At 73.2% G+C, this 13,103-nt stretch carries 14 protein-coding genes and 1 pseudogene; 10 read left to right on the top strand and 5 right to left on the bottom strand.

All coding sequences use genetic code 11. The features are described 5' to 3' along the window. Window positions 1–25: 25 nt before the first annotated feature. The gene (locus tag EXE44_RS07800) at window positions 26–997 is read left to right on the top strand and encodes a ribose 1,5-bisphosphate isomerase (protein WP_137716671.1); all 972 of its coding nucleotides are present in this window, start codon (window positions 26–28) and stop codon (window positions 995–997) included. Further along, the gene (locus EXE44_RS07795) at window positions 994–2,244 is read left to right on the top strand and encodes a carbohydrate kinase family protein (protein ID WP_137716670.1); all 1,251 of its coding nucleotides are present in this window, start codon (window positions 994–996) and stop codon (window positions 2,242–2,244) included. The genes EXE44_RS07800 and EXE44_RS07795 overlap by 4 nt, the downstream gene beginning before the upstream one ends. Window positions 2,245–2,353: 109 nt before the next feature. Here EXE44_RS07795 and EXE44_RS07790 read toward each other — a convergent pair. Both EXE44_RS07790 and EXE44_RS07785 read right to left on the bottom strand, forming a co-directional pair. Further along, window positions 2,354–3,034, bottom strand: a pseudogene (locus EXE44_RS07790) (hypothetical protein); the annotation flags it as partial. A gap of 104 nt (window positions 3,035–3,138) precedes the next feature. Then, window positions 3,139–4,197, bottom strand: a complete 1,059-nt coding sequence (locus EXE44_RS07785; protein WP_137716668.1) for an asparaginase — start codon at window positions 4,195–4,197, stop codon at window positions 3,139–3,141. Between the two features lie 280 nt (window positions 4,198–4,477). Between EXE44_RS07785 and EXE44_RS07780 the strand changes: the two genes are divergently transcribed. The 3 genes from EXE44_RS07780 (at window position 4,478) to EXE44_RS07770 (ending at window position 7,465) form a co-directional block, all read left to right on the top strand. Then, window positions 4,478–4,699, top strand: coding sequence for a hypothetical protein (locus EXE44_RS07780; protein ID WP_137716667.1), 222 nt, complete (start codon window positions 4,478–4,480; stop codon window positions 4,697–4,699). Between the two features lie 179 nt (window positions 4,700–4,878). Next, window positions 4,879–6,537 carry a DUF255 domain-containing protein gene (locus EXE44_RS07775; protein ID WP_137716666.1) on the top strand — a complete coding sequence of 553 codons (1,659 nt, stop codon included), beginning with the start codon at window positions 4,879–4,881 and terminating at the stop codon, window positions 6,535–6,537. 124 nt (window positions 6,538–6,661) lie between these two features. Then, the gene (locus tag EXE44_RS07770; protein WP_137716665.1) at window positions 6,662–7,465 is read left to right on the top strand and encodes a TrmB family transcriptional regulator; all 804 of its coding nucleotides are present in this window, start codon (window positions 6,662–6,664) and stop codon (window positions 7,463–7,465) included. A 15-nt stretch (window positions 7,466–7,480) separates the two neighbouring features. Here the strand turns inward: EXE44_RS07770 and mptA are convergent, their stop codons facing one another. After that, window positions 7,481–8,407 (bottom strand): GTP cyclohydrolase MptA, encoded by a 927-nt coding sequence (gene mptA, locus EXE44_RS07765; protein ID WP_137716664.1) that lies wholly within the window; start codon window positions 8,405–8,407, stop codon window positions 7,481–7,483. A 273-nt stretch (window positions 8,408–8,680) separates the two neighbouring features. Between mptA and EXE44_RS07760 the strand changes: the two genes are divergently transcribed. The 3 genes from EXE44_RS07760 to EXE44_RS07750 all read left to right on the top strand — a co-directional run bounded on the left by EXE44_RS07760 (window position 8,681) and on the right by EXE44_RS07750 (window position 9,842). After that, window positions 8,681–8,974 carry a 50S ribosomal protein L21e gene (locus tag EXE44_RS07760; protein WP_008441398.1) on the top strand — a complete coding sequence of 98 codons (294 nt, stop codon included), beginning with the start codon at window positions 8,681–8,683 and terminating at the stop codon, window positions 8,972–8,974. Window position 8,975: 1 nt separating this feature from the next. Beyond that, window positions 8,976–9,332 (top strand): RNA polymerase Rpb4 family protein, encoded by a 357-nt coding sequence (locus EXE44_RS07755; RefSeq protein WP_137716663.1) that lies wholly within the window; start codon window positions 8,976–8,978, stop codon window positions 9,330–9,332. A 75-nt stretch (window positions 9,333–9,407) separates the two neighbouring features. Continuing rightward, the gene (locus EXE44_RS07750) at window positions 9,408–9,842 is read left to right on the top strand and encodes a universal stress protein (RefSeq protein ID WP_121562906.1); all 435 of its coding nucleotides are present in this window, start codon (window positions 9,408–9,410) and stop codon (window positions 9,840–9,842) included. Between the two features lie 27 nt (window positions 9,843–9,869). Here EXE44_RS07750 and EXE44_RS07745 read toward each other — a convergent pair whose 3' ends face one another. Further along, on the bottom strand, window positions 9,870–10,619 hold the full coding sequence (locus EXE44_RS07745) for a class I SAM-dependent methyltransferase (RefSeq protein WP_137716662.1): 750 nt from the start codon (window positions 10,617–10,619) through the stop codon (window positions 9,870–9,872). Continuing rightward, complete coding sequence (locus EXE44_RS07740; RefSeq protein ID WP_137716661.1) at window positions 10,577–11,380, bottom strand: hypothetical protein; 804 nt, start codon at window positions 11,378–11,380, stop codon at window positions 10,577–10,579. The genes EXE44_RS07745 and EXE44_RS07740 overlap by 43 nt, the downstream gene beginning before the upstream one ends. A 102-nt stretch (window positions 11,381–11,482) precedes the next feature. Here EXE44_RS07740 and EXE44_RS07735 point away from each other — a divergent pair, with 102 nt between their 5' ends. Together EXE44_RS07735 and EXE44_RS07730 are read left to right on the top strand one after the other, a co-directional pair. Beyond that, window positions 11,483–12,118 (top strand): DUF655 domain-containing protein, encoded by a 636-nt coding sequence (locus EXE44_RS07735; RefSeq protein WP_137716660.1) that lies wholly within the window; start codon window positions 11,483–11,485, stop codon window positions 12,116–12,118. 73 nt (window positions 12,119–12,191) lie between these two features. Further along, window positions 12,192–13,103 (top strand): 16S ribosomal RNA methyltransferase A, encoded by a 912-nt coding sequence (locus tag EXE44_RS07730; RefSeq protein WP_137716659.1) that lies wholly within the window; start codon window positions 12,192–12,194, stop codon window positions 13,101–13,103.

Below are 13,103 nucleotides of genomic sequence, written 5' to 3'. Positions count from 1 at the left end.
ATACACGGGCGGCTACCGGATCGGTATGACAGACACGGAGCCGTCGCCGGCGGTCCGCGAGACCGCCGAGTCGATCGCGACCATGGAGATCCGCGGCGCGGCCACCATCGCATCCGCCGCCGCCGAGGCGCTCGCCGACCAGGCGGCCGCCGCGGCCGAGGCGGACGCGACCGCGAGCGACCCAGAGGCGTTCCGCGCGTCGATGCGCGCCGCGGCGCGGACGCTCCGCGAGACGCGCCCGACCGCGGTGTCGCTGCCGAACGCACTCCGGTACGTCCTCCAGCGGATGGAGGGCGACTCGGTCGACCGGCTCCGCCGGAGCGTCGTCGACGCCAGCGAGGCGTTCGTCGACCAGCTCGACCGCGCGCAGGAGGACCTCGGCCAGGTGGGCGCGAACCGCCTCGCGGACGGCGACACGGTGATGACGCACTGCCACTCCACCGACGCGCTGGCGTGTATCGAGGCGGCCGTCGAGCAGGGCAAGTCCATCTCGGCGGTCGTCAAGGAGACGCGCCCGCGCCAGCAGGGGCACATCACGGCCGAGGCGCTCCGCGACATGGGCGTTCCGGTCACGCTCATTGTCGACTCCGCGGCCCGGCGCTACCTCGACGAGGTCGACCACGTCGTCGTCGGCGCCGACTCCATCGCCGCGGACGGCGGCGTGATCAACAAGATCGGCACCTCGGGGCTCGCGGTCAACGCCCGCGAGCGCGGCGTGCCGATCATGACTGCGGCCCAAACGATCAAGCTCCACCCGGAGACGCTGACGGGCCACACCGTCGAGATCGAAATGCGCTCGGAAGAGGAGGTGATCGAGCCGGGGACGCGCGACGCGATCGGCGAGATAACCGTCGAGAACCCCGCGTTCGACGTGACGCCGCCGCGGTACATGGACGCGATCGTCACCGAACACGGGCAGTTCCCGCCGGAGAGCATCGTGACGCTGATGCGGGAGCTGTTCGGCGAGGGCGCCGCCGAGCCGTGGGCCGAGCCATGAGCGGGCGCGACGGCGCTCCGGGGGACGAGCCCTCGGCGGACGACCCAGCCGACGGCGACCGCCCCGCCGGCGCCGACCCCGACGACGGCGAGGGCGTCGACGACTGGGACGAGACCGTCGCGGAGTGGGAAAGCGAGGTCGACGAGTGGGAGGAAGAACCTCCCGACGACGGGAGCGACGGCGGCGACGCCGCCGGCACCGGTGACGGGACCGCCGCGGGCGGTTCCGGCCCCGCCGACGACGTCGACCCCGCGGTCGACCGCGACCCGGATCTCACCCCGGACGACGCCGACCGCGTGCCGAAGGTCGTCTCGGCGGGCCACATCAACTGGGACGTGACGATCCACGTCGACAGCCTCCCCGAGCCGGACGGCGAGACGCGGATCGACCGGCTCGAACAGTCCGGCGGGGGCAGCGCCGCGAACGTCGCGGTCGGGCTCGTCGACCTCGGCGGCCAGTCGGTCGTCTACGGCAGCGTCGGGGGCGACGAGTCGGGCGCGCTGGCCCTGCGCGAGCTCGCCAGCGCCGGCGTCGACCCCGGACAGGTGCTCGTCGACGCCGACGAGCCCACCTCGGTGAAGTACGTCATCGTCGACGGCGGCGGGGAGCTGCTCATGCTCGCGAACGACGGCGCCAACGAGTCGTTCTCCGCCGCCGGGCTCGACCGCGACACCCTCGCGGCCGCCGACCACCTCCACCTCACCGGGCAGCAGCCCGAGACCGCGGCGGCGCTCGCGACGGCGGCCGCGGAGGCCGGCGCGACCCGCAGCTTCGACCCCGGTCGCCGCGTCGCCGACCGCGAGTTCGACGCCGCGCTTCACGCGAGCGACGTGCTCTTCTTAAACGACCGCGAGGCCGACGCGCTCGACGCGGCGACCGACGTGGACCCGTGGGAGCCGGACGACCGCGTCGTCGCGATCAAGCTCGGCGACGAGGGCGCGACGGTTCGGACACCGCACGGCAGCGTCTCGCACCCGGGGTTCGACGTCGACCCGGTCGACACGACCGGCGCGGGCGACGCCTTCGCGGCCGGGTTCCTCGCGGCCGCGCTCCGCGAGCCGGAGATCACCGGCGACGGCTTCTCGCACGACCCGCGCGACTACCAGGTGCCGATACTCGTCGGCAACGCCTGCGGCGCCGTCGCCACCGAGTCGGTGACCGCCCGCACCGACCTCTCGTGGGACCGCGTCCGCGAGCGGATGGGCGAGTCGCCCGAGACGGACCTCCTGATCGAGGTCCGGGCCTGAGCGGGCGGGCGTCGTCCGCGGGCCGCGGCCTCGCACAGCGGCGCGGAGCGGGCCGCTCCACGTCGTTGGCGACCGAAACAGGAACGGTCGAGCGGTCCCCGGCGGATCAGATCCCGCCGGCGAGCCTGTCCGAGTCCGGGACGCCCTCGCCGTCGCGCACCGTCCCCGTCTCGCCCCAGCCGTCGGTGACGGAGAGCCGGGCCGCGTCGGGGAGCGGGTCGCTCGTGACCCGGATCAGCGCGGCCGGGTAAGTGATCGCCTCGCCGCAGGCGACGTCGTCGCTCCCCGGCCCCTGGACCGTCGCGTCCGCGACGAAGGTCCCGTCCTCGACGCCCATGCCGGTGCTATCGAACGTGATCTCGTCGTGGCAGGTGTCGGGACCGACGGACTCGACGTAAACGAGCACCGACGCCGCGAAGTCGGTCTCCTCGACGAACGCGCGGACCGCTTCGGGCGCGTCGTCGAGGAGCCACGAGGCGTCCCCCTCCTCGGCGATCAGCGCGCAGAGGCCGCGCCGCTCGGTCCGGTCCCACGTGGGGCCCGAGAGGGCGGCACCGACCTGCTGGACGACAGTCGTCACCTCCTCGTCGTCGCTGTCGGCTCCGTCACCGCTGTCCCCGTCGGCTCCGTCGCTTCCGTCTCCGTCGCTCCCGTCCGTGCCGTTTCCGTCTCCGTCCCCGCCGTCGGTGCCGTCCCCGTCCGCCGGGACGCCGGCCTCGGTACACCCCGCGAGCGCGGCGACGCCGCCGGCGACGCCGTAGAGGGCCGCTCGTCGCGTGAGCTGACTCATACCTCCCGATACGCGGGCGGCACATAAGGGCCTCGTGTAAACGAAAACAACCGTCTGACCGACACCGGCGGGCGATTCCGCTCTTCAGCGCGCCCGCGGTCGCCTCACGCCGGCGCGAACAGCGCCTCGATCCCCTCGCCGTCGAGCCCCGCCGCGAGGCCGAGCGCGAGCGCGACGCGCGCCTTCGCGGCCGAGAGGTCGCCGGCGAAGGTCACGCCGTGGCCCGCGAGCGTGACGGCGCCGCCCGACGTCCCGTACACCGGCTCCGTCGGCCCGGCGGGCGGGCGGCCGGCGACGACGACCGGCACGGACGCGACCGCCTCGCCGATCGCGTCGCCGAGCGCGCCGGTGACGTTCCCGAGCCCGGTGCCCTCGACGACGACGCCGCCGACGCCCGCGTCGAGCGCGCGTTCGATCGCGCCCGCGCCGACGCCGGTCCCGGAGTGGATCACCGGGACTTCGGGCACGTCGGAGGGGCCCTCGATCGCGTCCGCGAGCGGGTCGACCGCGACGCCGCGCTCGGGGGCCCGGACGAGCCGCGAGGCGTCGCGGGTGAACGTCGCCACGGGCCCCGTCCCCGGCGAGGTCATCGTCGACAGCGCGTTGCTGTGCCCCTTCACGACGTCGCGCGCGGCGTGGAGCTCGTCGTCGAACGCGACGTGGACGCCGGGCGAGAACCGGTCGTCCGCGGCCGCCCGAACCGCGAGCGCGAGGTTCGCCGGCACGTCGCTGGAGGGCTCGTCGAGGCGGCGCTGCGCGCCCGTGACGACGACCGGCGCGTCGAGGTCCGTGAGCAGGTCGAGCGCGAACGCGGTGTCCGCGAGGGTGTCCGTCCCGTGGGTGACGACGACGCCGTCGGCCCCCTCGCCGACCGCGTCGCGGGCGGCCCCCGCGGTCGCGAGCACGTCCCGCCACCGCACGTCGAACCCCGGCCGCGAGCACACCTCGGTCGTCGTCACCCGGGCGTGGTCCGACACGGCCGGCACCGCGGCCACGAGGTCGTCGCCGGTCTTCTCGGGCGCCGCGCCGTCGTCGCCTGGCTCCGAGGCGATGGTCCCGCCGCAGGCGACGACCGCCACCCGCGGGCGGCCGCCGTCGGCGCGCGCGTCGTCGTCTCGGCTCGTCCGGTCATTGCGTCGGTCGCGGCGATCGGTCTCGGTCATGCCCCTCCCTCGCCGCCCGACGGACAAAGCGGTTGGTGCCGTGGCAGTCGTTCAGGCCCGCGTTCGCCGGGGCGCCGCGGTCGGCCCCGCGGGACGCCCCGTGAGCGACCAACATACCCGGATCGGCGGCGATCCGAGAACAAAGGATTAGCGAGCTCTATGAACGGTTAAAACGTTTCTGAGACGGTTGTAAAACGACTCGATCCGTCGAGAAACGCCATGAAATTCGCCGAACCCTCGGCGGGGTATATGTGGGTCCCCGTCGTACGCGGAAGTGTCCATGTCAACCCCCGCTCCCACCCAGATCGCCTCCGGCGAACGGCTCGCCGGGCTGATGACCGGTACCGTCAAGGCGGCCGCCTTCTGGGCGGCCATCGCCATCCCGGCGACGTACCCCGTGCTGCTGTACTCGGGGCTCGACGGCGGCACCGGGCAGTTGTTCGTCGCCCTCCTGTTCGCGAACGCCCTCGCGCTCGCGCTCGGCCACGACTACAAGCGCTGACGCCGGACCGCCGATAGAACCGCCCGTCCGAACGCCGACGCGTCGCGTGGACACCGACGCAGCGCCCTCCTTCCGCCCTCCGTCGTTTCCCCTCACAGCCGCCGCTCCGCGGCCTTCCGCGTCCCGTCCCAGCGGGCCGCTCTCGAAGCGCTTACCCCCGCCCCAGTCCGACTGGGGATATGAGCGACGAGACCCGCGTCGAGTGGCGCGACTGGGGCCCCGAGGCGTTCGCCGAGGCCGACGAGCGCGACTGCCCGGTGCTGCTCTCGCTGTCGGCCACCTGGTGCGAGGGCTGTCACGAGATGGACGCGATCACCTACGCGGAGCCGCGGATCGCGGCCAACGTCAACGAGGGGTTCGTCCCCGTCCGCGTCGACGTCGACCGCCACCCGCGGGTGCGCGAGCGGTACAACATGGGCGGGTTCCCGACGACCGCCTTCCTGGCGCCCGAGGGGACGCTGCTGACGGGCGCGGGCTACCTCGACGTGGACGGGATGCGGCAGGTCCTCGAGTCGGTCCGGCAGATGTGGGCCGACAAGGGCCGGGAGGCCGGGCGCGTCCCCCGCGCGCTCGACGCCGACCTGCCGCCCCGCGGCGAGGTGACCGACGCGATAGAGAGCCACCTCGCGGGCCAGTTGGAGGCCAAGTACGACGCCGAACACGCCGGCTGGGGGACCGACGCGAAGTTCCCGCTCCCGCGCACCGTCGAGTTCGCGCTGAAGCGCGACCGGAACCGGGCGCTCCGGACGCTCGACGCGGTCCGCGACCACCTGACCGACGACGTCGACGGCGGGTTCTTCCGGTACGCGGGCACGTCGGACTGGGGCGACGTGGCCTACGAGAAGCCGCTCGACACGAACGCCGCCGTGACCCGCGCGTTCGCCAACGCCTTCCTCTACACCGGCGACGAGGCCTACCTCGACCCCGCGCTCAACGCCGTCTCCTTCCTCACGGACGACCTCTGGACGGGCTACGGCGTCGGCGGGAGCCTCGGTCCGGGGCTCGGCCGCGCATACTACGCCGCGCCCGCCGAGGACCGCGCGGACCTGGACGAGCCCCGCCGCGACCTCACGGTCTTCGCGGGCGGCAACGCGCTCGCCGCGGACGCGCTCCTCGCGGTGGCCGCCTACACCGACGACGAGCGGGCCCGCGAGTACGGCGGGCGCATCCTCGACGGGCTCGAACGCGACCTGATCGACGCCGACACCGGCGAGGTGACGCACTACCGCGGCAGCGACGAGGCCGGCGAGTCCGACCTGCTCGAAGACGCCGCCCGCGTCGTCGGCGCGTACGTCCGCGCCGCCGGCGTGCGCGGCGAGGGCGCCGCCGTCGCCCGCGCGGTCGCGGACCGAGCGGTCGACCGGCTCCGCGTCGACGGCTCCTTCGTCGACGGCCCGCGCTCGGGCCCGGGGCTGCTCGACCGGTCGTTCCGCCCGCTCGACGCCAACGTCGAGATGGCGACGGCGCTCTGCGACCTCGCGGCGCTCACCGGCGAGGACCGCTACCGCGAGGTCGCGCGGGAGACCGCCGAGGCGTTCGCCGGCGCCACCGAGCGGCTGAGCGTTCAGGTCGCCGCCTACGGGAGCCTCGCCGCCCGACTCCGGCGCGGCACGACGGTCATCGCGGTCGGGACGGAGCCCGGGAGCGACCTCCACCGCGCCGCGTGGCGGGTCGCCGACCACGAGAAGGTCGTCGCGCCGAACGCCCACGAGGCCGACGCGCCGGCGCCGCGGACGGTCCCCGAGGGGACCGCGGTCGTCCTCGCCGGCGCCGGCGCCTCGGAGCCGGCGGAAACGCCCGACGAGTTGATGGATCGGGTCGGCGACGTGCTCGCCTGAGATCCGCGACCGGGCTGGATCGACGCGTCGGGGGCAGCGACCTCGCTTCGACGGTCGTTCGCGAGGCCCTTCGCGGATCGTAAACGGACGATGCGTTTATACGGACGCCGGGGCATCCCAGCGTATGGCATCTCTTCGCGACCTGGGGCTCTCCGAGTACGAGGCCCGGGCGTACCGCGCGCTCCTTCGGACCGGGCCGACGACGGCCAAGGACCTCTCGCGGGCCAGCGAGGTCCCGATGGGACGGATCTACGACGTGCTCAACAGCTTGGAGCAACACAGCCTGGTCCGCAGTCAGGCCGCGAGCCGCCCGAAGAAGTACGTCGCGGTCGAGCCGGACGCGGCGCTCGACCGGCTGCTCGACGAGAAGAAGGAGGAGCTGCGGACGCAGGCCGAGCAGTACGAGGCCGTGGTCGACGATCTCTCGGCGGAGCTCGACGCCGGCGAGCCGGTCGACGGCCAGTTCTGGACCGCGGCCGTCGGCGCCGAGGAGGCGACGGACCTCCTCTTAGAGCGGATCGCCGCCGCGGAGCGTCGGGTCGTCGTGGTCGCGGGCGCGCCGGCGACCGGCTTCGACCTCGGAACGATCGGCGAGCAGGTGACCGCCGAGCTCGAGTCCGCGCTCGAACGCGGCGTGGAGATCCGCGTGCTGCTGTCGCCGGCGACGGTCGACGCGCTCCCGCGGAGCGTCGGGCGCCGGTACACGTCGGAGCTGGCCGACATGGACGGGTTCGAGGTCCGGACCTCCCCGAACGTCGACGGGACGTTCAACGTCTTCGACGAGATAGAGGTGTGCATCGAGGTCCCGCACCCGCTGTCGGCGGACGAGCCGTTCGCGATGATCGACGTGAAGGACATCGACTTCGCGACGAGCGTGAAAGAGCAGTTCGAGCCGCGCTGGGCGGACTCGGAGCCGCTGACGTTCTGAGTCCGTGGCGGCGGGCTATCGGTCGAGCTCGTCGCGGAGGTCGCCCAGCCGGACCTCGCGCTCGGCGTGGGCGTTGTGCTGGTGGATCGACTCGTCGTTCGACTGCTTCATGTGGATCACGGCGTCGTCCGAGAGGTGCGGGAACTCGGTGACGGTGCCCTCGGCGAGCGCGCGGACGCAGTCCTCGACGAACTTCGCGTCGGCGTGGGCCTCGTAGGTCATGTGGTCCTCGTCGGGCCGTTTCGCCATATTGTAGATGCGCGCGCTCATCGAGTCGCGGGCGACGTCGATCACGTCCCGGAGGTCCACGTCCGGGTGGCCGTCGGTCGTGATCGTCAGGGTCGCGTGGCCGCGCTGGGAGTGGCCCGGTTGCGGGACGGCGTCGAGGAACTCCTCGGTCGTCTCCTCGTCGACGCCCAGCTCGGCGAGCTTCTCGCGGGCCCGCGACTCGCTCATCCCCTGCGAGCAGGGGCAGACGGTCATGCCGGTGACCTCGGCGCCGATCTCCTCGCGGGTGCCGTCCTCGGTGGCGGTCGCGCTGGCGACGATCGTCGCCGTGCTCTGGGTCTCGATGTCCGACGCCGGCGTGTGCTCGCGGGTGACGAGCTCCGCCGTCATCGACACCTCGGCGGTGGTCGTGTAGTCGTGCTTCTCCAAGAGCCGCTCGGCGGCGTCGCCGCAGACGTCCTCGACGCGGTACGCCTCCTCGCGGGTGATGTCTTCCAATATCTCGTCGACCGTCGCGAGGTTCCGCGACATGTCGATCCCCTTCCGCCCGCTCGGGAGGTCGACGAACACCTCGAACTCCGCCATGAGAACGATGGGGCGCTTGTCGCCGCGCGCCAGCTTGACGAGCTTCTCCACGCCGGTGACGCCGACCTGCGATAGCCCGACGGTGACGTCGGGGGACGACGCCTGTACGTCCGGCAGCTGATGACTCATTACGAACATGATAGGGACTCCCGGGATTAGCCCTTTCGGAAGGGGGAGGTTCGTCTGGTAGTCGCGTGCGCACCCGGCCGCGCGAGGAGCGAGTGGTGAGAGGAGCGGGTCGCGCGAGGAACCGGGTCACGAGAACGGCGTCCTCGAACTCCCGTCAATCGGGCGGTTCCCGCGTCGCCGGGTCCCGCGGATCGCCGCGTGTGTGAGGAGCCAACGTCCTGCGGGTCGTAACGCACGATTTATAACGGCGGCAGCGGAAGGTATCCCAAGACCATGCCGAGTTCCAATGGGCCGCAGAAGGCGACTCGCGACAAGCTCTCGAACAAGCCCCGCAACCGCGGCACCTCCCCGCCGCAGCGAGCGATCCAGGAGTTCGACGAGGGGTCGCAGGTCCACCTCAAGATCGACCCGAGCGTCCCCAATGGCCGCTTCCACCCCCGCTTCGACGGTCGGACCGGCACCGTCGTCGGCAAGCAGGGGTCGGCGTTCAAAGTCGAGATTCCGGACGGCGGCAAGACGAAGACCCTCATCGTCACCGCCGCCCACATGCGGGCGCAGCAGAACTGAGATGACGATCTTCAAAGAGAAGCTCGACGAGGAGTACGTCACCACCTCCGAGGCGAAGGAGATCCTCGTGGAGATCGAAGAAGAGCGGGCGGCCGACGAGGACCGCGACCTCCGCTACGAGCTCGCCCGCGCGATCGAGCACGTCAACCGGTTCGCGGACCTCGACGCCGACGAGTCCCGCGAGCTCGTCGAGGAGCTCACCGACCTCGACCAGATCGACGTGCCGACCGCGGTGAAGATCGCCGACCTGCTCCCCGAGGACCGCACGGAGCTCCGCTCGGTGTTCGCCCAGGAGCGCTACTCGCTCGACGGCGACGAGCTCGACGAGATCCTCAACGTCGTCGCGAAGTACGCCTGACCGCGGGTCCCACCCGGCCCGGCGGGATGGGTCGCCGACACGTTTTTTCAGATTTCCGCCCCTACGTCGAGCCGCATGTACCAGACCACCCTCGTGCCGACCGGCGAGGGCGACGCCGCCCTCGACGCGGTCGACGACGCGATCGAGATCACGGCGGCGGAGGGGACGGTACACGTCCTCGGCGTCGTCGAGGAGATACCGATGTACGAGCGCTCGGGGAAACCGGAGAAGTTCGACGAGGACGACCCCGAGCGCCGCGAGCGGCTGGCGGCGGCGGTCGACCGGGTCGCGACCGCCGTCGCGGACGCGGGCATCGACAGCGAGACCGCGATCGAGTCCGGGGTCCCCGCCCACGAGATCGCGGCGCACGCGGACGCCGTCGACGCCGACGCGGTCGTGATGGGCAAGCGCGGCCTCGACGCCGCGGCCGACGACCTCCTCGGGAGCACGACCGAGCGCGTCATCCGGACCGCGGACGCCACGGTCGTCTCCGTCCCCGTCTCCGGGTGACCCCGGGCGGGCGCCGGGTCCCGCGCGTCACCGGTCGCGACCGGCCTCGACGACGATCGTTCCGAAGAGCCGCCGGTCGCGCTCGCGCACAGCCGCGCCGTCGTCGAGCGCGCGCCGCGCCGCGCCGGTCCGCTCCGCGAGCATGCCGAGCGGATCGCCGGTCCGGGCGTCGAAGAGCCGCCCGTTGAGAGCCACGAACGCCCGGAGCGCGGCGTTCGCCGCGCGGTTCCCCTCCGGGACGAACGCCGCGACGACGACGGCGTCCGCCAGGTCGCACCAGCGGCGCACGACCGCGTACGGGTCGGGGAAGAGCGACGTGACGAACGTCGCGAGGACGGCGTCAGCGGCCGCGACCGGCGGGCGCTCGGCGTCCGCCTCGACGAGCGAGACGTTCTCCCAGCCGCGCCGCGCGACGAGCCCCGCGGCCCGGTCGAGCATCCGGGTCGAGACGTCGACGCCGACGACGCGGCCGCTCGGTCCGACGGCCTCGCGGAGCGCGGGGAGGTTCACCCCCGGGCCGCAGCCGAACTCGACGACGGTGTCGCCCGGCGCGAGGTCGAGCGAGCGGACGCAGGCGGCGCGGACGCCGCCGACCGACGCCGTGGCCCGCGCGAACCAGTCGTAGACGCGGGCCCACGCGTCGTAGCTGCGCCGGACCCGACGCAGGCGCCCCGAGTCCGGCTCCGCGGCGGGCGCCTCCGAACCCTCCCGGCCGCCCGCCGCGCCGTCGCGGGTCACGGGTCGGCGCCGACCGCGGCCGGGGGCGTCTTCGGCCACCACCGCGCCGGCCCGTCCCGGGCGACCGTCGACTGACACTGTTCCGAGCCCGCACAGCCCCGCGGCCGCTGGTAGCTGATCCCGCGCTCCGCGAGGTACGACACGTAGCCGTCGTCGACGCGGTCCAGCTTCTCGTGACACACCCACCGCTTCCCGCGGGTCCCGGCCGCGACGTTCCGGTACGGACAGGTGAACGTCGTCTCCTCGATACCGCCCTCGGAGGCCGTCTCGTCGATCTTGACGCCGACCGACCGGTACGCCAGCCGGAGCCGGCGGACGACGGCGCGCGGCGACGACGCGCCGAGGAACAGGACGTGCGCCAGCGCGTAGCCGAAGTCGTGGAGCAGCCGCTCGCCCCGCGTCAGCGACGCGCGGTCGCCCTCCAGCCGCGACCGGAGCGTGCCGTACCACTCCGCGATCTCGCGGACCTCGTCGGCCAGGGCCGCCGCCTCCGCGAGCGCCTCGCGCCGCTCCGTCAGCGCGGTCGGCCCGTCCGAGAGGCGGAACGACGGCACGGCCTCGACGTGTTCGAGCACCCGCTCGCGGAGGCAGTCGCCGTCCGCGTGCGCCGCGGCGCGCCGGCGGAGCTCTGGGTACCAGCGCCGCGTCAGGGCGCCGTACGCGCCGTCGAGCAACTCGTCGACCCGACCGATCTCCGTCGCCTCAGTCGCCCCGCCGCGGTCGGGGCCGTCCGCCTCGACCGACGGTCCGGGAAACGCCTCGACGAGTCGAACCAGCTCCTCGGGGTCCGGTTTCGCCATGGTACCACGTCGCACCCGACGCTATTGAATCCGACCGTCGGCGGCCGCGCCGCGACCCGCCTCGCCAGCGGTTTTTTCACCGCTCGGAGCGATAAACGATACATGGACAACGCCGACGGCGACGGGACGCCGGCAGAAGACGGGAACGGGGGTGGCGCCGCCGCGGACGCCGGAGCGGAACGGAGCGACGACGGCGGCGGCCCCACCGCCGTCCTGCTCGACGTGCTGCCGAACGGGCGCCCCGACGACGACCGTCCGCAGTCCCGCAAGTCGCCGGTGGCGTACGCGCTCGGCGCGCCGTCGTTCGCGCTGTACGAACTGACGCTCGCCGACGACGCGGACGCCTCCGTCGGCGACCGGATCGCGCTGGACGGCCCGCACGTCGGCCGCTACCGCGAGGTGTCGTTCGACGACCTCACCCGGAACGCGGCCGCGGAGGTCGAGTACGCCGCGGAGGCCATCGTCGAGGCCGACGAGGAGCGGTTCGTCGACTTCTACAACGAGGCCGGGCCGATCACCCTCCGGCTCCACCAGCTGAACCTGCTGCCGGGGATCGGCAAGAAGCTGCGCAACGACCTCTTAGACGAGCGGAAGCGCGGCCCGTTCGAGAGCTTCGCGGACGTCGAGGAGCGGATCTCCGGGCTCCACCGCCCCCGGGAGGTGATCCTCGAACGGATCGTCGAGGAGATCCGCGAGTCCGACCTGAAGTACCGGACGTTCGTCGGGCGCGAGGAGTGAGCCGCGCCGCCCCCGGGTCCTCCCGGTGTCCCCGAAACGAGACTTTTACCCGAACACCGCGTGTACCCCGGCTATGACCGACTCATCGACGGGTGAGGGCGCCGCGTACGGGCAGCGCGACCCCGACGCGCTCGCGAGGCGGGCCGGCGCGCGGGCGGACCCCGACCGCGACCAGCACTTCCTCGTCGACGACCGGGTCCTCGACCGGATCCCGGGCTACCTCCCGGACGACGCCGACCGGAGCCACCTCCTCGAGATCGGCGGCGGCGCGGGGGCGCTCACCGACCGACTCCTGGCCGCGGCGACGGGCGACGCCGCCGCGACCGGCGACTCCCCGCCCCGCCGCGTCACCGTGATCGAGCGCGACGGCGCCTTCGCCGAGTTCCTCCGAGAGGAGTTCGCGGCCGCGGTCGCCGACGGGCTCCTCGACGTGGTCGAGGGCGACGCGCTCGACGTCGACCTCCCGCCCTTCTCCGCCTGCGTCGCCAACCTGCCGTACGGCGTCTCCTCGGAGATCGCCTTCCGGCTGCTCCCGGAGAAGAAGCCGCTCGTGGTGATGTTTCAGGCAGAGTTCGCCGACCGGATGGTGGCCTCGGCCGGCGAGTCCGCGTACGGCCGCCTCTCGGTGTCGGCGCAGCACTACGCCGACGTGGAGATCGTCGAGCGCGTGCCGAAGGAGGCGTTCGACCCCCAGCCGGCCGTCGAGAGCGCCGTCGTGCGCTGTACCCCTCGTGACCCCGACTACGCCGTCGGCGACGAGGCGTTCTTCCTCCGGTTCGTGAAGGCGCTGTTCACCCAGCGGCGCAAGACGGTGCGGAACGCGGTGCGGAACACGGCGCACATCTCCGGGCTCGACGACCCGGAGGCCGTCGTGGACGCGGCTGACGAGGAGCTGTTGAGCAGCCGCCCCGGCACGCTGGAGCCGGCGGCGTTCGCGGCGCTGGCTGAGCTGGCCCGCGAGCGCGGCTCCCCCGCGGAGGCGTGA

Source organism: Halorubrum sp. SS7 (assembly GCF_005435055.1).
Lineage (GTDB): Archaea > Halobacteriota > Halobacteria > Halobacteriales > Haloferacaceae > Halorubrum > Halorubrum salinarum.
Note: the sequence above shows the minus strand (reverse complement) of the source record. Positions and strands in the feature narration are given on the sequence as shown.

Excerpts from the sequence above, each read along its gene's own strand:
- EXE44_RS07800 (WP_137716671.1), top strand. The coding sequence starts at position 26 with ATGACAGACACGGAGCCGTCGCCGGCGGTCCGCGAGACCGCCGAGTCG.
- EXE44_RS07795 (WP_137716670.1), top strand. The coding sequence starts at position 994 with ATGAGCGGGCGCGACGGCGCTCCGGGGGACGAGCCCTCGGCGGACGAC.
- EXE44_RS07785 (WP_137716668.1), bottom strand. The coding sequence starts at position 4,197 with ATGACCGAGACCGATCGCCGCGACCGACGCAATGACCGGACGAGCCGA.
- EXE44_RS07780 (WP_137716667.1), top strand. The coding sequence starts at position 4,478 with ATGTCAACCCCCGCTCCCACCCAGATCGCCTCCGGCGAACGGCTCGCC.
- EXE44_RS07775 (WP_137716666.1), top strand. The coding sequence starts at position 4,879 with ATGAGCGACGAGACCCGCGTCGAGTGGCGCGACTGGGGCCCCGAGGCG.
- EXE44_RS07770 (WP_137716665.1), top strand. The coding sequence starts at position 6,662 with ATGGCATCTCTTCGCGACCTGGGGCTCTCCGAGTACGAGGCCCGGGCG.
- mptA (WP_137716664.1), bottom strand. The coding sequence starts at position 8,407 with ATGAGTCATCAGCTGCCGGACGTACAGGCGTCGTCCCCCGACGTCACC.
- EXE44_RS07760 (WP_008441398.1), top strand. The coding sequence starts at position 8,681 with ATGCCGAGTTCCAATGGGCCGCAGAAGGCGACTCGCGACAAGCTCTCG.
- EXE44_RS07755 (WP_137716663.1), top strand. The coding sequence starts at position 8,976 with ATGACGATCTTCAAAGAGAAGCTCGACGAGGAGTACGTCACCACCTCC.
- EXE44_RS07750 (WP_121562906.1), top strand. The coding sequence starts at position 9,408 with ATGTACCAGACCACCCTCGTGCCGACCGGCGAGGGCGACGCCGCCCTC.
- EXE44_RS07740 (WP_137716661.1), bottom strand. The coding sequence starts at position 11,380 with ATGGCGAAACCGGACCCCGAGGAGCTGGTTCGACTCGTCGAGGCGTTT.
- EXE44_RS07735 (WP_137716660.1), top strand. The coding sequence starts at position 11,483 with ATGGACAACGCCGACGGCGACGGGACGCCGGCAGAAGACGGGAACGGG.
- EXE44_RS07730 (WP_137716659.1), top strand. The coding sequence starts at position 12,192 with ATGACCGACTCATCGACGGGTGAGGGCGCCGCGTACGGGCAGCGCGAC.